The 18200-nt window shown below is 67.3% G+C and carries 16 protein-coding genes; 4 read left to right on the top strand and 12 right to left on the bottom strand.

The features are described from left to right. Positions 1-190: 190 nt before the first annotated feature. The 3 genes from F5544_RS03170 to purL all read right to left on the bottom strand — a co-directional run bounded on the left by F5544_RS03170 (position 191) and on the right by purL (position 4935). Positions 191-796 (bottom strand): CPBP family intramembrane glutamic endopeptidase, encoded by a 606-nt coding sequence (locus F5544_RS03170; protein WP_167471774.1) that lies wholly within the window; start codon positions 794-796, stop codon positions 191-193. After that, on the bottom strand, positions 793-2556 hold the full coding sequence (locus tag F5544_RS03165; RefSeq protein WP_167471773.1) for an alpha/beta hydrolase: 1764 nt from the start codon (positions 2554-2556) through the stop codon (positions 793-795). Before F5544_RS03165 ends, F5544_RS03170 begins: the two co-directional genes overlap by 4 nt. 84 nt (positions 2557-2640) lie before the next feature. After that, positions 2641-4935, bottom strand: a complete 2295-nt coding sequence (gene purL / locus F5544_RS03160) for a phosphoribosylformylglycinamidine synthase subunit PurL (protein ID WP_167471772.1) — start codon at positions 4933-4935, stop codon at positions 2641-2643. Positions 4936-5177: 242 nt separating this feature from the next. On the opposite strand from purL, the gene F5544_RS03155 reads away from it, so the two are divergent. Beyond that, on the top strand, positions 5178-6491 hold the full coding sequence (locus F5544_RS03155; protein WP_238847058.1) for a glycosyltransferase 87 family protein: 1314 nt from the start codon (positions 5178-5180) through the stop codon (positions 6489-6491). On the opposite strand, the gene F5544_RS03150 is transcribed toward F5544_RS03155, so the two are convergent. Both F5544_RS03150 and F5544_RS03145 read right to left on the bottom strand, forming a co-directional pair. After that, on the bottom strand, positions 6395-7792 hold the full coding sequence (locus tag F5544_RS03150; RefSeq protein WP_167471771.1) for a M18 family aminopeptidase: 1398 nt from the start codon (positions 7790-7792) through the stop codon (positions 6395-6397). The two genes, F5544_RS03155 and F5544_RS03150, sit on opposite strands and share 97 nt — an antisense overlap. A gap of 403 nt (positions 7793-8195) precedes the next feature. After that, positions 8196-8624: a MarR family winged helix-turn-helix transcriptional regulator gene (locus F5544_RS03145; protein ID WP_167471770.1), complete on the bottom strand. Its 429-nt coding sequence runs from the start codon at positions 8622-8624 to the stop codon at positions 8196-8198. Positions 8625-8673: 49 nt separating this feature from the next. On the opposite strand from F5544_RS03145, the gene F5544_RS03140 reads away from it, so the two are divergent. Next, complete coding sequence (locus F5544_RS03140; RefSeq protein WP_167471769.1) at positions 8674-9750, top strand: substrate-binding domain-containing protein; 1077 nt, start codon at positions 8674-8676, stop codon at positions 9748-9750. A gap of 34 nt (positions 9751-9784) precedes the next feature. Here F5544_RS03140 and purQ read toward each other — a convergent pair whose 3' ends face one another. Together purQ and purS are read right to left on the bottom strand one after the other, a co-directional pair. After that, positions 9785-10462, bottom strand: coding sequence for a phosphoribosylformylglycinamidine synthase subunit PurQ (gene purQ, locus F5544_RS03135; RefSeq protein ID WP_167471768.1), 678 nt, complete (start codon positions 10460-10462; stop codon positions 9785-9787). Then, positions 10459-10695 carry a phosphoribosylformylglycinamidine synthase subunit PurS gene (purS, locus tag F5544_RS03130; RefSeq protein ID WP_167471767.1) on the bottom strand — a complete coding sequence of 79 codons (237 nt, stop codon included), beginning with the start codon at positions 10693-10695 and terminating at the stop codon, positions 10459-10461. Before purS ends, purQ begins: the two co-directional genes overlap by 4 nt. Before the next feature lie 92 nt (positions 10696-10787). Here purS and F5544_RS03125 point away from each other — a divergent pair, with 92 nt between their 5' ends. After that, positions 10788-11432, top strand: coding sequence for an MBL fold metallo-hydrolase (locus F5544_RS03125; RefSeq protein WP_167471766.1), 645 nt, complete (start codon positions 10788-10790; stop codon positions 11430-11432). On the opposite strand, the gene F5544_RS03120 is transcribed toward F5544_RS03125, so the two are convergent. From F5544_RS03120 to F5544_RS03105, 4 genes are all read right to left on the bottom strand, one after another. After that, positions 11429-12790: a dipeptidase gene (locus F5544_RS03120; protein ID WP_167471765.1), complete on the bottom strand. Its 1362-nt coding sequence runs from the start codon at positions 12788-12790 to the stop codon at positions 11429-11431. The genes F5544_RS03125 and F5544_RS03120 overlap by 4 nt on opposite strands. Before the next feature lie 9 nt (positions 12791-12799). Further along, positions 12800-13237 (bottom strand): hypothetical protein, encoded by a 438-nt coding sequence (locus F5544_RS03115; RefSeq protein WP_167471764.1) that lies wholly within the window; start codon positions 13235-13237, stop codon positions 12800-12802. Beyond that, the gene (locus tag F5544_RS03110) at positions 13234-14658 is read right to left on the bottom strand and encodes an APC family permease (RefSeq protein ID WP_167471763.1); all 1425 of its coding nucleotides are present in this window, start codon (positions 14656-14658) and stop codon (positions 13234-13236) included. The genes F5544_RS03115 and F5544_RS03110 overlap by 4 nt, the downstream gene beginning before the upstream one ends. A 220-nt stretch (positions 14659-14878) precedes the next feature. Next, a complete protein-coding gene (locus F5544_RS03105; RefSeq protein WP_167471762.1) occupies positions 14879-15574 on the bottom strand; it encodes a hypothetical protein in 696 nt (231 codons plus the stop codon). A 319-nt stretch (positions 15575-15893) separates the two neighbouring features. On the opposite strand from F5544_RS03105, the gene F5544_RS03100 reads away from it, so the two are divergent. Next, positions 15894-17285, top strand: coding sequence for a glutamate decarboxylase (locus F5544_RS03100; RefSeq protein ID WP_167471761.1), 1392 nt, complete (start codon positions 15894-15896; stop codon positions 17283-17285). Between the two features lie 185 nt (positions 17286-17470). Here the strand turns inward: F5544_RS03100 and F5544_RS03095 are convergent, their stop codons facing one another. Beyond that, positions 17471-18172 carry a DUF2334 domain-containing protein gene (locus F5544_RS03095; protein ID WP_167471760.1) on the bottom strand — a complete coding sequence of 234 codons (702 nt, stop codon included), beginning with the start codon at positions 18170-18172 and terminating at the stop codon, positions 17471-17473. Positions 18173-18200: the final 28 nt, after the last annotated feature.

Here is an 18200-nt window from a genome sequence, read left to right as displayed (position 1 = left end):
TGCGAACACTGTACGCATACGGGAACGCTGTCTGCAACATCTGGTTGTCGACTTAGCTATTTGCGCACTTCAGACCGGTAGAGAGCCCACTGACGGATGCCACCCGCGTGCTTCAGCTTCTCGTGCATGCGGTAGCCAGCGCGAGAAGCCAATTGCCGTTACGCGAACCGAAGAGCGCGCACCCGGACCTTCAGTCCCGGGCAACCTGTGGCGCGACGGCCCCGCCTACGTTGACCGCCAGGTGCAGCAGCGCCGGAGCCAGCGCGCTGCCGGTTCGGCGGCGCAGCCAGCCGAGCACCAGGCCGCCGACCGTGGTCGCCGCAACCGCTACTGGGACGCTGTCCCCGGCAGCGCGGGCTGGGTGAATATGCCAGAAGCCGAACACCACAGATCCGAGGACCGACCCGGCCGACTCGCCAAAGGTGTTGTCCAGCAATGGATCCAGCGTCGCCCGGAAGACCATCTCCTCGCTGTACACCGTCCCGACCGGAATGTGCACGCCGACCCATTCGGCTACCGAGACTTCCGGTGCCCGGTCGCCGAAACCGCGCAGCCGTTTCCGCATCGACGGAACAGCAAGCGCGACAGCGTAACCGGCGGCAATTACCGAACCAGCGCCGAGACCGTACCGGAACCCCTTGGCCGACAACCAGTTCGGTCGCCCACCGAAAACCAGCGAATACCCGGTGGCGAATCCGGCATTGGCCACCGTGCGCCCGCGTATCCCGAGCCCGAGCCGGGGCAGCACCGCATCACTCCAGATCAGCGGAAGACCAATGGCCGCAACAACTCTCACTTGGTCTTCCGCTCGTTGTCTTCGGCGGATTCCAGTTCCGCGCGCACCCGGTCCGCGAGGTCAGCGGTCCAGCCCGGCGGTTCGGCGACGGCGACCCAGCCGTCGAGGACCAGGCTGCCGTACCGGTGCCCGTGCCCGTCGGTGACACCCTGCGCATTGGTGAGATCGGCCGCCACCTGCCAGAAGGTGACGAACGGCCACCAGCGCATCTGCGAGGTGACATCGGAGCCGCGCGGTTCGGACAGCCAATCAGGCTGGGAGAAAATCAAATCCGTCGACCACCAGACGATCGGGTCGGACGCGTGCTGCAGATAGGCGATGCGCGGCTCTCGCCATTCGGTCGACGGCCGAGCCAAATCGGCACTGTCCGAGGCGAATCGGACCACCAGCCCGTCCGCGTACACCGGTTGCACCTCGCGCGATCCCGGGTCGCGCCGCGTGACGAACTGACGCCACAGCCGATTCGAATTCGGCGGCCCGACCCACAGCGCACCGTCCACCTTGGCGCGCAGATCGGCCAGACCGTCGAAGGCCGCCTCGGAACCCTGCGAACCCAGGCTCTCGCCGTAGACGAACAGCTTCGGCCGCGCATCGGGCGGCCGGGCCGACCAATGCTCGTACACCGCGTCGAACAGCTTCTTCCCTGCGTCGGTGGCCTTTCCGCGGTCCGCCAGGAACGAGAGCACGCTCGGCAGGTACGAGTACTGGGTGGCCACCAGCGCGGTGTCACCGCCGTACATGTACTCGATCGCCCCTGCGGCAAGGGAATTCACCCATCCGGTGCCGGTGGTGGTGATGACGACGAGCACCTTCCGGTCGAACGCGTGCATCCGCTCGAGTTCGTCGACCGCCAGTTGTTCCCGCGTCACACCGTTTTTCGCCGATTCGAGGCCGACGTAGGCGCGGATCGGTTCCTTGGCGGCGCGTCCGGTGATGGCGGTGATCCGGCTGGCGGTCGGCCCGTGCGAGACGAACCAGCGCCCCTCGAAACCGAGCGTCTCCCATTTCGCCAGCGACTCCGGGCTGCCGGAACGCTGCGGCTGCTGCGGCTGCACCGCGTTCTGTGAGGTGTGGTCGTTGCGCACGCTGAACGCGGAATTGGCCACCGCGAAGAAGGCGCGCACCGCGACACCGTTGTAGATGGTGACGATCAGGATCACCAGCACCAGGAAGCCCGCGAACGTCGCGAGCTCGCGCGGTATGCGCACCCAGCGCATCAGCCAGCGGGCCAGAAAAAGGATGATCTCGCGCAACGTCCGGTACACCGCGATGACGGCCATGCCGACCGCCACGCTCAGCAGTCCGGTGCGCAGATAGGCCGGTGTCGTGGTGCCGGTCATCCCCATCAGCGCGGTGATCTCCCGCTGCCAGCGCGCCGACTGCACCAGCATCGCGGCCGCGGTCAGCGCGGAGAGGAACAGGATCGCCGATTTGATCGCGTCGCGGATCCGGACGGACGGCCCGGCCCACTTGATCCGCGGCCGGACCCACAGCCGGAACAACCATTCCAGCACGCAGCCGAGCCCGTATCCGAGCGCGGCGTTGATACCGCTGATCAACCCCTGGAACAGCCAATCGCGCGGCACCAGCGACGGCGTCACCGAGAGCGCGAAGAATACGGTCGCGACGACCAGCCCGACGTAATTGAGGTCGATGATCCGCTCGATGCGCCGGATGACCACGACGCTGCGGTCACGCAGCCTCGTCAGGGTCGCGGCGGTCTCGGACACCGCAACAGTATGGCTGTCCGGTACCGGCATCGGGCGCGTTGCCGGGTCCGCCACGCGGTAGCCAGGTCGGAGATCACACTCGCGCGGTGGGCGAGGCCGAAGCCCCGCCCCGCCTCAGCCGGCGAACTTCCCGAAGAGCTTGGGCAATGTGCCTTCGAAGGCCTCGCGCAGCTCCGCCATGGTGACCGAGAACTGCCCTTGCACCTCAACGGAATCCGAGCCCTGATCGACGACGCCGATACGCACCCAAGGCAATTCGCGCGCATCGCACATGCGGGTGAACCTGGTCTCCTCCGAGCGCGGCACCGCGACGAGCACCCGGCCCGCCGATTCGGAGAACAGCGTGACGAACGGGTCGGCGCCCTCGGGAAGCAGGATGCGGCAACCGGTTTCGCCCGCCAGCGCGGCCTCGACGACGGCCTGTGCGAGGCCGCCCTCCGAAAGGTCGTGCGCCGCGCTGATCATGCCGTCGCGCGAACCGGCGGTGAGCACCTCGGCGAGCAGCTGTTCACGGGCGAAGTCGACCTTCGGCGGCAGGCCACCGAGGTGGTCGTGCGCCACCTGCGACCAGATGGAACCGCCGAATTCGTCCCGGGTTTCGCCGAGCAGGATCAGCGTCTCGCCCGGTTCGAGGCCGAGCCCGGTGGGGATGCGGCGGTGCACGTCGTCGATCACGCCGAGCACGCCGACCACCGGCGTCGGCAGGATGGCGTCCTGCCCGGTCTGGTTGTAGAAGCTGACGTTGCCGCCGGTAACCGGAATGCCAAGGGCCACACAGCCATCCGCGAGACCGCGCACGGCCTGCTGGAACTGCCACATCACGCCGGGATCCTCGGGGGAACCGAAGTTGAGGCAGTTGGTGACGGCCTTCGGCGTCGCGCCGGTGGTCGCGACATTGCGGAACGCCTCGGCCAGCGCCAGCTGTGCACCGGTGTAGGGGTCGAGTTTGGTGTAGCGGCCGGACGCGTCGGTGGCCAGCGCGATACCGCGGCCGGATGTCTCATCGATCCGGACGACGCCCGCGTCGGCGTGCTCGGCGAGCACGGTGTTGCCGCGCACGTAGCGGTCGTACTGTTCGATGATCCACCTGCGGCTGCACAGCTGCGGGCTGGACACCATGCGCAGCAACGTTTCCCGCAGCTCCTCGCCGGTCTTCGGACGGCTCAGCCGATCGGGTGTGTCGGCGATCAGTGCGTCCTGTTCGTCGGGGCGGCGCACCGGGCGCTGATAGACCGGGCCCTCGTGCGCGACGGTGCGCGGCGGCACGTCGACGACGGTCTCGCCGTGCCAGGTGACGACGAGCCGGTCGCCGTCGGTGACCTCGCCGATCACCGTGGCCAGCACATCCCACTTGCGGCACACCGCCATGAACGCGTCGACATTGTCCGGGGTGACCACGGCGCACATGCGCTCCTGCGATTCGCTGGAGAGAATCTCGGCCGGGGTCATATTCTTGGCCCGCAGCGGCACCTTGGTCAGGTCGATATGCATGCCACCATCACCTGCGGCCGCGAGTTCGGAAGTGGCGCAAGACAATCCGGCACCGCCGAGGTCCTGGATGCCGACCACCAGCCGGGCCGCGTACAGCTCGAGGCAGCACTCGATGAGCACCTTCTCCGCGAACGGGTCGCCGACCTGCACGCTCGGCAGCTTCTTGCGGCCGGTGCCCGACTCGTCACCGGAGAAGGTGTCCGAGGCCAGCACCGAGACGCCGCCGATACCGTCGAGACCGGTGCGCGCGCCGAACAGAATGATCTTGTTGCCCTTGCCGGACGCGAAGGCCAGATGCAGATCCTCGACCCGCATCACACCGGCGCACAGCGCGTTCACCAGCGGATTGCCCTGGTACGAGGCGTCGAAAACGGTCTCGCCGCCGACATTCGGCAGGCCGAGCGAATTGCCGTAGCCGCCGACGCCGCGCACGACGCCGTCGACGACGCGCCGGGTGTCGGGCGCGTCCGCCGCACCGAACCGCAGCTGATCCATCACCGCGATCGGCCGGGCGCCCATCGCCATGATGTCGCGCACGATGCCGCCGACGCCGGTGGCCGCGCCCTGATACGGCTCGACATAGGACGGGTGATTGTGGCTCTCCACCTTGAAGGTGACCGCCCATCCGTCGCCGATATCGACGACGCCCGCGTTCTCGCCGATGCCCGCCAACATGGACGCGCGCATCTCATCGGTGGTGGTTTCGCCGAAGTAGCGCAGATGCACCTTCGAGGACTTGTAGGAGCAGTGTTCGCTCCACATCACCGAGTACATGGCCAGCTCGGCATCCGTAGGCCTGCGCCCGAGGATCTCCCTGATGCGGGCGTACTCGTCGTCCTTGAGCCCCAATTCCTTGTAGGGCTGCGGTACATCGGGGGTTGCTGCGGCTGCGCTGACGGTGTCGACCTGCGGAGTCACGGAGTACCAGGGTCCTTTCGGCCGGGCATGGGGTCGGCAAGGGTGGGGCAAGCCCCTGGGTGGCAGCCGACGAAGTCGCGGCGAGATGCCTGGCGCTCAGTCTAGAGGCAGCGTTTACCGCCCCCGCAGGTGAGGGCCTTAGCAGGCGTCCGGTCCGACGTCTACCACCCTCGACGAAGTGGCGTGTTGGGCGCGCGGGTATGCGGAACCACCGGTTCGCCCGCAACCGATACCCTGTGGCGGTGAACGATGGATCGGGGGTCGCGCATCCGGGCGAGCAGTCTGTCGCTATGGACGAGGCGCGGCCGGATATCGCGAATTCCGAACCGGTGGACGAGGCCGAATCCGCCTCCGAGCCACCCTCTTCCGTGCGCTGGCTGATCGCCGCCATCGCCCTGTTCGCGGTGTCGGCGGTGGTCTCGCTGCTCGCGCACTGGTGGTCCGGCTATATCGACCTGCAGGTCTATCGCAACGGTGCGCGGGTCTGGTTGAACGACGGCGAGCTATACGGTCCGATGCCCCCGGTCGCCGGAATCGGGTTGCCGTTCACCTATCCGCCGCTGGCCGCGCTGTTCTTCGCACCGCTTTCGCTGATGCCGCTCGCGCTCGCCGAGGTGCTGGTGCTGGCCACCTCGCTGTTCAGCCTCGGCATCACGCTCTGGCTGGTGCTGGCCCGCATCCGTCCCGGCCTGTCCCGGATGACGATGCTGACCCTGGTCATCGCGATCATCGCGGTGACCCAGGTGCTCGAACCGCTGCGCCAGACCTTCGGATTCGGCCAGATCAACCTGGTGCTGATGGCCGCGATCACGCTGGATTGCCTTGTCCGCAAACCATTTTGGCCGCGCGGCATGCTGATCGGCATCGCCGTTTCGGTCAAGCTGATCCCGGCCGGATACCTGCTCTACTTCCTGCTGCGCCGGGATTGGAAGGCGGCCGTCACGCTGGTGATCTCGGCCGCCGTCGCGGTCGGCATCGGATTCGCGCTGTTCCCGAGCGATTCGGTCGAGTACTGGTTCCACACGCTCGCCGATACCGGGCGCATCGGCCCGCCGTTCTTCGCGGGCAACCAGTCGATCAAGGGTTTGGCGTTCCGGCTCGGGGTATCCAACTCGCTGGCCACGGTGATATGGGTCGCGCTTTCGGCGATGGCCGTCGCGCTGGCCGCGGTGTGGATGCACCGGCTCATCGGGGCCGGTGCCACGGTGGCGGCGCTGCTGGTGAATGCCGCTGCCGTGCTGCTGGTTTCGCCGGTGTCCTGGTCGCATCACTGGGTGTGGGTGGCGCCCGCGCTGGTCGTCGCCGCCGATGCCATCGCCAAAGGTAAACGCAATCGCGGATTCGTCGCGGCCGTCGCCGGATTCGGCCTGCTGTTCCTGATCGGCCCGCAGTGGCTGCTGCCGCACAGCAACGACCGCGAATTGGGTTGGGCCTGGTGGCAGCAGGTGATCGGCAGCAGCTACGTGATCGCGACCCTGGCGGTGTTCGTATTCGCGGCCACCACGTACCGCCCGGTCACCGCGGGCGTCAGGAAGGCGGCCAGCGCCGCGGCGTAGGAGGTGATGTCGGCGGCGCCCATCAGCTCCCTGGCCGAATGCATGGCCAACTGGGCGGCGCCGACATCCACGGTGGTCATGCCGGTGCGGGCGGCGGTCATCGGTCCGATGGTCGAGCCGCACGGCAGATCCGCGCGGTGCACATAGCGCTGCAACGGCACATCGGCCTGCGCACAGGCCAGCGCGAAGGCGCCCGCGCCCGCGGCGTCCGTCGCGTAGCGCAGGTTCTGGTTGACCTTCAGCACCGGGCCGCCGTTCACCTCGATGCGGTGCGCCGGCTCGTGCCGGTCCGGGTAGTTGGGGTGCGTCGCGTGCGCCATATCGCCCGAGGCGCAAACGGATCCGGCGATCGCCGCCAGATATTCCGCGCGGCCGCCGCCGCGGGCCAGCACGACCCGCTCCAGCACCGACGGCAGGAATTCGGACTGCGCGCCCCGGTCCGACTGGCTGCCGACCTCCTCGTGATCGAAGATCGCCAGCACCGGGATCGCCGCGCCCGGTTCGGCGATCGCGGCGAGGAAGGCGCGCATACCCGCGTAGCAGGTGGCCTGGTTGTCCAGCCGGGGCGCGCTGACCAGGTCGCGGTCGCGCCCGACGAGGCGGCTCGGCGAAAGGTCGTGTGCCATCAGCTCCCAGCCGAGCACCGACTCCGGGTCGACATTGGCGTGTTCGGCGACGAAGTCGAGGAACGAGCGCGGTTCGGCGCCGATGCCCCACACGGCGTTCAGATGCCGCTGTGGATCGAGTGACACCCCGCGCCGGTCGTCGGACAGGTGGATGGCCAGCTGCGGCACCCGCAGGATCGGCTCATCGATGCGAACCAACCGCTCGCTCACCGCATTTCCGTCGCGCACGCTGAGCCGGCCGGACAGGCCGAGGTCGCGGTCGAGCCAGGAGTTGAGCCATGCGCCGCCGTACGGCTCCAGCCCGACCAGCTGCCAGCCCGCGATGGACAGATCCGGATGCTGTTTGACGCGCAGGTTCGGGCTGTCGCTGTGCGCGCCGACGATGCGGAACGGGGCCGCGCCCAGCGAATCCGGAGCGGCCCAGGCGATCAGCGACCCGCCGCGGATGACGTAATGCCGTCCCGCGCCGTCCGACTGGTGCTGCCGATTGGCCGCACCCCACGGGTACTGGCGCGCCACATCGGCCAGCGGCCACGGCGACGACTCCGGCAGCCGGGTGAATCCGTGGCCCTCCAACTCCCGTGCCACCGTGCGGCAGACGTGGAACGGGGACGGCGCGGAATCGACGAAGTCGCACAGTCCGACTGCGGTGGCGGCGGTGGTGGATACGGGCATATCCGAATCCTAGGCACCAAACCCGGTCAAAACCGGACAGGACCGAACAGTTTGTTTTGGCCGGTCGCTTGTTCGAGCCGCCTTCGACCGCCGATCACGTCCCCGGCGGCGAGCACACCCCTCCCGCATCGCAATAGATCACGGCTATTGCCGAGTATTCGGACGACACAACGAGTTCCGCGCCCGAGGACGGCGTTTCACCCCGCGCGGCATTTGTCCGATCCGGGCGATGACCCACATGATCGACAATCGCTATCCCCGGGCACAACGCAACCGTTTTGTGACTTTTCGGTCGCGGCGATAGCGCCGATCTATTTCAATCGGAAAGGCAACCGACGCAGCCACTTTCCACTCGGCTATCGCCGGAGAAAAACGGACCAAAGGGAATTCGTCCGATGACCCGTCAATCGACGGCGGAAACCAGATCGAGCAATCGCATCAGCTCGGTGTAGCGGCGCGCACCGATTCGCGAACGCAGCTCGTGCTCGGCCCGCGCCTCCTCGGCGCGCACCGCGGCGACCAGATCGACGCCGAGTTTGCTCAGCCCGATCAGGATCCGGCGGCGGTCGTCCTCCGCGGCGATACGGAAGATGAGCCCGCGTTCGGCCAGGAAGTCGGCGTGGCGGGTGGCCGAGGACGGCGCCAGCTGCGACCGAGCGGCCAGCTCGCTCATGGTGATACCGGACTCGGCGGACAAATTGGATAGCATCGACCACTGATCCGCCGTGAGTTGCCTAGCGCACAGCGCCGCATCCAAGTGACGCAGCCAACCGCGTTCGGCGGCTCGCAGCGCACCATGCAGCGTCGAATATCCGCTTACAATGGTCGTCATTATTTCCCGCCTACCCTGAAATTCGCTCGAACGTAGAGAAGAGTACCGAATGTCCGCGTTCGGCGAGAGCCCCGACGGCACGATCGAGATCCTCAACATAGTTCCGTTACAAGGACCGGGGGGAATCGTGGCCGCATCGTGTGACGCGGCGATTTCACTCGCGGTCGACGAAATCAACCGCGGCGACGGAATTCTGGGCCGGGAAATTCGTACCACCAATATCGATGGCGGGCGCCGACCCCAGGAAGTGGCCGACGAGGTGGCGGCGCTACTGGCCACCGGAATGGTGCACGCGATCACCGGCTGGCACACCTCCGCGGTGCGGCTCGCCGTATCCCAGGCCAATGCGAGCCGCGTGCCGTACCTGTACGCCACCGGGCACGAGGGACTCACCGACGAACTGCCCGGCGTCCTGATGCTCGGCGAACATCCCGAGGTGCAGACGTTGCCCGCGATCCACTGGTTGGAGCGTGAACTCGGCATCCGGAGCTGGGCGATCATCGGCAACGACTACATCTGGCCGCATGTCTCCGCCCGAGCCATCCGCCGCAGCCTCGGCGATCGGTCGGCAATCGTGCTGGAACGGTTCGTCCCGCTCGGCGCGCCGGACTTCGGCGACTTCCTCGGGCATCCGGCGCTGGATCTGGCCGACGGGGTGGTGATCCTCATGGTCGGTGCGGATGTCGCGCGGTTCAACCGGCAGTTCGCGGCCACCGGCCGGGCCGACAAACAGATCAGGATCAGTCCGGCGGCGGATGAGAATGTGTTGCTGGCAGGCGGCGTCGCGGCCAACCACAACTTCTATGTGGCATCCAGCTTCTTCATCGACGAGAAGACCGCCGACGGGCGGGACCGGTTGGATCGCTACCGCAGACTGCACGGATCGTTCGCGCCCGCGCTGACCAGCTTCAGCAATATGAGCTACGAGGCGGTGCACACGCTGAAGGCGATCGCGGAAACGGTCGGATCGCTGGAGGTGCCCGAGATGCACCGGGCGCTCGACCAGGGCGTGCTACTCGAAACACCCGGCGGCAGTAGGGGTTTCCTGGGAAATCAGGCGGTGCAGCCGGGCTATATCGCGCTGGCGAACGGATTCGAATTCGACATCATCGCGCAGATCACCTGACGCCCCGGCGAAATCCGGGGCGCCCCAGGGGTTTTCAGGCCGAGATGAGGGTGTCGACCACCGAGAAGAACATGCCGAGGCCGTCGTCGCTCGGGCCGGTGAGCGGCTCGGTGGCATGCTCGGGATGCGGCATCAGGCCGACGATGCGCCCGTCGGCGGAGGCGATGCCCGCGATATCGCGCTGCGAACCGTTCGGGTTCTCACCCGCGTAGCGGAACACCACGCGGCCCTCGCCCTCCAGCTCGTCGAGCACCTGCGGCGAGGCCTGGTAGCGGCCCTCGGCGTTCTTGATCGGGATCAGGATCTGCGCGCCGGATTCGTAGCGCGAGGTCCACGCGGTCGCGGTGGACTCGACCCGCAGCCACTCGTCGCGGCAGATGAAGTGCAGGCCCTCGTTGCGGGTCAGCGCGCCGGGCAGCAGTCCGGCCTCGCACAGCACCTGAAAACCGTTGCAGATACCCAGGATCGGCATGCCCTGCCGCGCGGCGCGGACCACCTCACCCATCACCGGGGCGAACCGGGCGATGGCGCCGGCCCGCAGATAGTCGCCGTAGGAGAATCCGCCGGGCACGATCACCGCGTCGACCTGCTTCAGGTCGGCGTCGGCGTGCCACAGGCTCACCGCTTCGGCGCCCGCGAGCCGCACCGCCCGCGCCGCGTCGACATCGTCGAGCGTGCCGGGAAAAGTGATGACACCGATGCGGGCTGTCACGGCAGGCGCACCACCTTCCAGTCCTCGATCACGGTGTTGCACAGCAGCGCCTCGGCGATCTGCTCGAGCTCCTGGTCCCCGACGCTGTCGTCCACCTCGAGCTCGAAACGCTTGCCCTGCCGCACATCCGCGACCCCGGCGAATCCCAGGCGCGGGAGCGCACCGACAATGGCCTGTCCCTGCGGATCCAGGATTTCGGCCTTCGGCATCACCTCGACCACGACTCGTGCCACGCGTTGCTCCTTAGCTGGTGGGGATTACCGCAGCAGCCTAGTTGTCCTGGTTGTCCGGGCCGCTGCCGGGGTGGGCTGCATACCATGTCCGCATGCGCATAGCCCATTTCGGCCACTCCTGCGTCCTCGTCGAGCTGCAAGGCAAGAAGGTGCTCTTCGATCCGGGCACCTTCTCGCACGGCTTCGAGGGCATCACCGGACTCGATGCCATCGCCGTCACCCACCAGCATCCGGACCATATCGACCCGAACCGGATCGAGGCGCTTATCGCCGCCAACCCGGACGCGCAACTGTTCAGCGATCCACAGACCGCGCAGCTGCGCGGCGAGCCGTGGCGGGCGGTGCACGCCGGCAACGTGATCCGGCTCGGCGAACTCCAGATCACCGGTGGCGGCGGCAGGCACGCGGTGATCCACCCCGACCTCCCGGTGATCGATAACACGGTCTTCCAACTGGGCACCGCGGACAGCCCGGCGGAATTCGTGCACCCCGGCGACTCGCTGTGGGTGCCGCCGGTGCCGGTCGGAGTGCTCGCGCTGCCCGCCGCGGCCCCGTGGATGCGGATCAGCGAGGCCGTCGACTACTTCCGCGCGGTCCGGCCGGCCACCGCCCTGCCCATCCACTTCGGCATCATCGAACCGTCGGCGCAGGGCATCTACTTCGGACGGTTGGCCGAAATGGGGCCCGCCGAAAGCGAATTCAGGGTGATCGAGCCGGAGGACCATGTCGAGCTTTAGGCCTTGGCGTAGCTCGACAGGAACAGCGCCTCGGCCAACGCCATATGTTCGATCTCGCTCGGGTCGACGCTCTCGTTCGGCGCGTGGATCAGGCATTTGGGTTCCTCGACGCCCATCAGCATGATCTCCGCGTCCGGATAGGTTTCGGCGAAGACATTGCAGAGCGGGATCGAACCGCCCTGTCCCTGAGTGGTCGGCGGCTTCCCGTACGCGGCCGCCAGGGCCGCCTCCATGGCCGTGCGCGCCGGGCCGCCCTTGCCGGACGAGAACGCCCCGCCGAGCCCCTCCGTCTCGATGGTGAGCTTGGCGTGCCACGGGGTATGCGCCTCGAGATGTGCGACGAGCAGCTTGTGCGCCTGCTCCGGATCGATACCCGGCGGGATCCGCAGGTTCAGCCGGGCCCGGGCCGAGGCCTGGACCGCGGCGGTGGAGCCGACGACTTTCGGCGCATCGATACCGAGCACCGTCAAAGCCGGGCGGGCCCAAAGCATGTCGGAGACCGTCCCGTCGCCAATGATGTCGACGTCGCCGAGAATGCCCGCGTCCGCACGGAATTGGTCCGCCGGGTATTGCACGCCGGACCACTTCTGATCGTTCGGCAGTCCGGTGACGGTGGTGTTGCCGTGTTCGTCGCGCAGTGAGGCGAGCAGCTGGATCAGCGCGGCGAGCGCATCGGGTGCCGCGCCGCCGTACATGCCCGAATGCATCGGTCCGGCAAGGGTTTCCACGCCGACCACGACATTCACATTGCCGCGCAGAGTCTGCGTGAGGGTCGGCAGGCCGGCGGCGAAGTTACCGCAGTCGCCGATCACGATCGCATCGGCGCGCAGCAGCTCCGGATTGGCCTGCACGAACCGCTCCAGACCGCCGGTGCCCTGCTCCTCGGAACCCTCCGCGACCAGGGTGACCCCGATGGGCAGGTCGGGACCGAGTGCGCGCAGCGCGGTGAGGTGCATGACAATATTGCCCTTGCAGTCGGCCGCACCGCGCCCGTACCAGCGGCCGTTCTGTTCGGTCAGCGTCCAGACCGGCGTGCGCCAAGCGGATTCATCGAGCGGCGGCTGAACGTCGTAGTGGCAGTAGAGCAGTACCGTCGGCGCGCCGGGCGGCGCGGGACGGCTGGCGATCACCGCCTTACTGCCGTCGGCGGTTTCGTGCAGGCCCACCTTCGTCAGCCCGGCCGCCGCGAACGCGTCGGCCACCCACTGCGCGGCCCGCTCGCACTCGGCCGGCGGGAACTGTCGCGGATCGTGTACCGATTTGAACGAAACCAATTGCGCCAGATCGGTTTTCGCCTGCACCATGAGCGCGGCGACGCGGCTGCGCAGCTCGGCGGTGCGGGCATCATCGGACGTCATGTCATGACCTCACTTCGTCGTATCGTCGAACTTCATATCCCGCATCTGGTTCAGATAGGAACCGAGACGATCGGGACAGTAGGTGGCGATGGTCAATTCGACCGCGACGGCGACGTCGCGGTCGCCGATCACCGGGCGGCTGCCCGGTCCGTCGGCGCCATTGCTGATCGCGCTCTGATAGCGGGCCTTGATCAGCGGCGAGGACGGATCCTGGCAGACCAGGCCGCCGTCCCGGCCGAGGCTGTCGCCGATCACCCGCGGTTCGGGGGCGGGCAGCCCGGCGTCGGCCAGGCGGTCGTGCAGCCGCTGCGCCTTGGCCGCCGCATCCGTATCGCGGGCCGTCTCGGTGAACACCACGACTCCGAAAATAGCCATCAGACCCAGCAGTACGCCGGAAATAAGGTAGATGAGCCTGCGCTTGCCGAACGGAACATCCCGCATGGTCATTCCGGCTCCCCTTGCGGCAGTGCGGATTTCCACTCCGGTCTACGAAGGGTGAAGAACAGGAACGGAATCAGCAATCCGACGAAGCCCATCCCGCCGCCGACGATCAGCACATATTGGGCGGTACTGCCGGAACCGAACTGCGACGGCGGCACGAATCCGATCCCGAACGCGGCGATCGATGCCGCGATTCCCAACGCGCACAACCCCATCAACGCGGGCGCCCGGTAACCGCGCGGATGGTCCTCCTGGTCCCGGCGCAACCGGACCGCCGCAGCAAACATCAGCACGTACATGATCAAGTAAACCTGCGTGGTGATGACGGAGAGGATCCAGTACGCGCTCGACACGTCAGGGATGAACGCGTAGAGCAGTGCGATCACCGTGGTGAATACACCCTGCGCGATCAGCATATTCTGTTGCACGCCTTGCCGATTCAGCCGGGTCAGGATCGGCGGCAGATAGCCCTCGGCGCGGCCGATCATGATCAGGCCCTTGGACGGGCCCGCCAGCCAGGTCAGCATGCCGCCCAGCGCGGCGGCCACCAGCAGCACCCCGACCACCGGGGTGAGGAAGCCGATCCCGAAATGGTTGAAGAACCCGTCGAACGCCTGCATCACGCCGGCGGTGAGGCTCAGGTTGGCGGCGGGCACCACCCAACTGATCGCGACGGCGGGCACGATGAAGATCACCAGCACCAGCCCGACCGCCAGGAACATCGCCTTCGGATATTCCCGGCCGGGATCCCGCAGCGCGGAAACGTGCACCGCGTTCATCTCCATGCCCGCGTAGCTGAGGAAGTTGTTGACGATCAGCACCAGGCTCGCCAAACCGGTCCAGGCCGGAAGCAGGTGCCCCGCATCCATCGGCGCGGCCGAGGCATTGCCCTGTGCCAGGAAGACCAGCCCGAGCAGCACCAGCACCGTGCCGGGCAGCAGCGTGCCGATCACCAGCCCCATACTCGACAGCCCGGCCACCGTCTTGGTCCCCTGCGCCGAAACGTAGACCCCCGCCCAGTAGACGGTGATGATCACGATCGCCACATACACCCCGTTCGCGGCCAACGCGGGATTGATGATGTACGCGAAAGTGCTTGCCACATAGGCGAGCAGGCTGGGGTAGTAGAAGATCGTCATCGCGAACTGACACCAGACGGCAAGGAACCCAAGCGGTTTCGACAGTCCTTCGCCGACCCACTTGTACACCCCGCCATCCCATCCGGATGCCAGCTCGGCGGCGACCAACGAGGTCGGCAGCAAAAACAGCAGTGCGGGAAGGAGATACAGGAAAACGCAGGCCAGTCCGTATACCGCCATGGTCGGCGCGGCGCGCAGGCTGGCCACCGAACTCGTGGTCATCATCGCCAGCGTGACCCACGACAGATATTTCGTCGTCGCCCGCGCCGCGGTCGCCGTCTCGGCCATCGGCTTCGCCTTCCGTCGTTCGAGCACCTGCCCTACGCCGGACCGCCTGATGGGCGCCGCCGGATGAAGTCCGGCGGCCCGCGCCGGGGCGAGCACTCACCCGCCGCCGCTGGTCCATCCCGAATATTAACCGCCGAGCAAACGTTCAGCACCGAACGTGGCCGAGGCGATCACCGCCCCGGCCCATCGAGTTCTTCGTCGGATCCGGGGGCTCGGCGAATCAGTTCTGCGGTGCGGGCCTGCCGTCGTTGGCCCATTTGCTGGCGCCGGGGGCGGCCTGCATGGTCTGCAGCAGATCCATGCCCGCGGCGACCAGCGCCGGACCGCCCGCCACGATGGTGCCGATGACCCCGCCGACCGGAACAGCGGCGGCACCGCCGAGGATGCAGCCCAGCGGAAGGGTCGCGACGCAGCCGATGGCGAAACCGATTATGCTGCCGACCAATCCGCCGACCTGCGTGGCGACGCCGAGCTTCGAGGAGAACTCGTTCATCGCCAGTTGGTCCTCGGCGGGCGAGGCGATCGGCGTCACGACCAGGGGTGCGGTGACGGCCGGTGCGTTCGCGGGCCGTTCAGGCGTGATCTCCAGCACGGTGCCGTCCTGCTTCGCGACGGCCTGCACCGGGATCGGCGTGCCCTCGACGCGGTAGTCCAGCGGGAACGACAGCACCGTCGCGCCCTTGTCGTCCTTGATGTTCGCGATCTGGGTCTTCGGTGCGTCCGGCGTCGCGCCGTCCCGTTCGGTGAGCGCGAAGGTGCCGCCGCGCAGGCTCGCGACGACCGTCTTGTCCACCGCCTTGACCGAGTACCTGATCCCATCGGACGGCGCGGCGGGTTCGGCGTACACCAACCCGGAACCTATTGTCACCGCGCCGACGACCAGTGCGGCGACGGCGGCGACACTACGCATTCTCATTCGTTTTCCCATTCGCAATCAGGTCGCACCCGGCGGCGACACTACGCAGATTCATACGCACTTCCCGACTTTCGAGAAGGGTCGCCGGTGCTGGTCGTGATCGCGCGAGAATCCCTGTAACCCAGGGCATTCCACGCCGAGCCCGCCGAGCGCCGACACCGCGGACCAACCTATTCGACCGATGCGGCCCCGCCGTCACCGAACGATCATCGAAATCGTCATCCCCGCGTAGCGCGGACATCATCGTGTGGCACACCGCTCGATAAACGGCAGGCACCTAGGCTTGAGCGACATCCGGTTCGTCGTGGAGGTTTGCGAAATGCCCGAGTCATCCGAAGACCTTTTCGCCATGTATCCGCTGGAGTCCGGCGCGCCGAAGAACGCGTTCCCGAAGGCCGAGATGTTCGGCCCGGTCGCCTATCAGATCGTGCACGACGAGCTGCTGCTCGACGGGGTTTCCCGAATGAATCTGGCCACGTTCTGCACCACCTGGGTGGACGATCACGCCCGCAGGTTGATGGCCGAATCGCTGGACAAGAACATCGTCGACAAGGACGAGTACCCGCAGACGGCCGAATTGGAGCAGCGCTGCGTGCGGATGGTGGCCGAGCTGTGGCACGCACCGGATCCGGGTACGACGCTCGGCACCTCGACCACCGGGTCGAGCGAGGCGGCGATGCTGGGCGGGCTTGCCGCCAAATTCCGCTGGCGGGCCAAGGGCGGCAAAGGAATTCCGAATTTCGTCTGCGGACCGGTCCAGGTCTGCTGGGAGAAATTCGCGCGTTACTTCGACGTGGAAATCCGGCAGGTGCCGCTGCGTGGCGACCGGCTGACCCTGCGACCCGACGATATCGCCGAGCACTGCGACGAGAACACGATCATGGTGGTGCCGACCTTCGGCCAGACCTTCACCGGCCTGTTCGAGGATGTCGCGGCGATCAGCAAGGCCCTCGACGAATTGCAGGAACGCACCGGACTCGATATTTCGATCCACGTCGATGCGGCGAGCGGCGGCTTCCTGGCGCCGTTCACCGCGCCCGAATTGGTGTGGGATTTCCGGTTGCCCCGGGTGAAATCGATCAACGCGTCCGGGCACAAGACCGGGCTCGCACCGCTCGGCTCCGGCTGGGCGATCTGGCGGGAGGCGAGCGATCTGCCCGAAGAGTTGATCTTCAATGTCGACTATCTCGGCGGCAATATGGCCACCTTCAACCTGAACTTCTCCAGGCCCGGCGGCCAGGTGGTGACCTCCTACTACCAGTTCATCCGGCTCGGCCGCGACGGTTACACCCAAGTGCAGTCCGGGCTGTACGGCGTCGCCCAGCATCTGGCGAAAGGTATTGCGGCGCTTGGCCCGTTCGAGATCATCCACGGTGGCGACCCGCGCGAGGGCATCGCCGCGGTGTCCTGGAGCTTGACGGACGGGCAGACCTACAACCTGTACGACCTCTCGGATCGGTTGCGCACCAGGGGCTGGCTGGTCGCCGCGTATCCGCTGCCCGCGGACCGCCAGGAGCAGACGATCATGCGGGTGCTGGTGCGGCACGGCTTCAGCCACGATATGGCGGATCTACTTCTGGCCGATATGCGAAGGGCGCTCGGGCAATTGGACCGGCACCCGCCGAGTTCGTCCATGACGCAGGAGGAATCGGGCGGGTTCACCCACGATGCGAAGCCCGCGGTGCCCGCGCACCCGATCTCCTTCGGCTGAACGGTGAAATGCCGCGCCGCCGTTCGGATTTACGCCCTCCTCCGAACGGCGACGCGAACCGGCCGGTGCCGCGGGTGAGATCGGGGCGCGACCGGCCCGGCACCGACCTGGCCACCGATCACGCAACTCCCCGACCGTGCCCTACGGCCGTGCCGTCTTCGAAACTACTTGTCCGACACCAACTCTCATGCCGCACGGGCGATGCTGAACGGCTCCCAGCGATACACCTGGCTGACCGCACCGTGATACTGCGCCAGATCGACCGCGTCGAGCATCGCCTGCCTCGGCCCGGAACGGCTCAACTGGGCGGCCGAAACCGCAAGCCGCAGAATGCCGCCGCGCCGCGCGGTGCGGGCCGCGCCCATCACCAACGCCCGGCACCACCACGGCTCGGCGCGGAACCCCTCACCGATCCCGTACACCCTGGCCTTCTGCGCCACATTGCGCTCCAGATCGAGAATGGTCGTCAGGCCGAGCGCCAAACGGAAACCCACCTCGGGCAGCGCCTCGATCGCACCGGTCGAGGCATCCCAGCGCGGCGCCGCGAACAATCTGGTGCGCAATTCGACCTGCTCCATCACCCGGTCGGCGGCCATCAAACGCAGCCGCGCCTCGTGCCGGGGCAGCGCGGCGAATTCGGCCCTGCGCCGCTTGGTGGCCGCCTGGTCGTAGCCGTGCAGCACGATCGCGTCACCGCGGGCCCGCCGCCCCCGCAGCCATGCCTGCGTCGCCGGATCGTCCACCAACCGGTAGCGACCCTTGAGCCGGGGCGCGACCAGCAGCGAGAGCCTGACGTCGCGCCGATCCATCTCCGCGGCGAATTCGATCGCGGCATCGCGGGTCGCGTCCCGGATTCCGGATACGGAAACGATCAGCTCAGCATTCATGAAATAACGGTGCCAGCCGCAGATGTCC

The sequence above is a fragment of the Nocardia arthritidis genome, assembly GCF_011801145.1.
Classification (GTDB): Bacteria; Actinomycetota; Actinomycetes; order Mycobacteriales; family Mycobacteriaceae; genus Nocardia; species Nocardia arthritidis_A.
The sequence above is the reverse complement of the archived record's forward strand: the minus strand, read 5'-3'. Positions and strand labels throughout refer to the sequence as shown.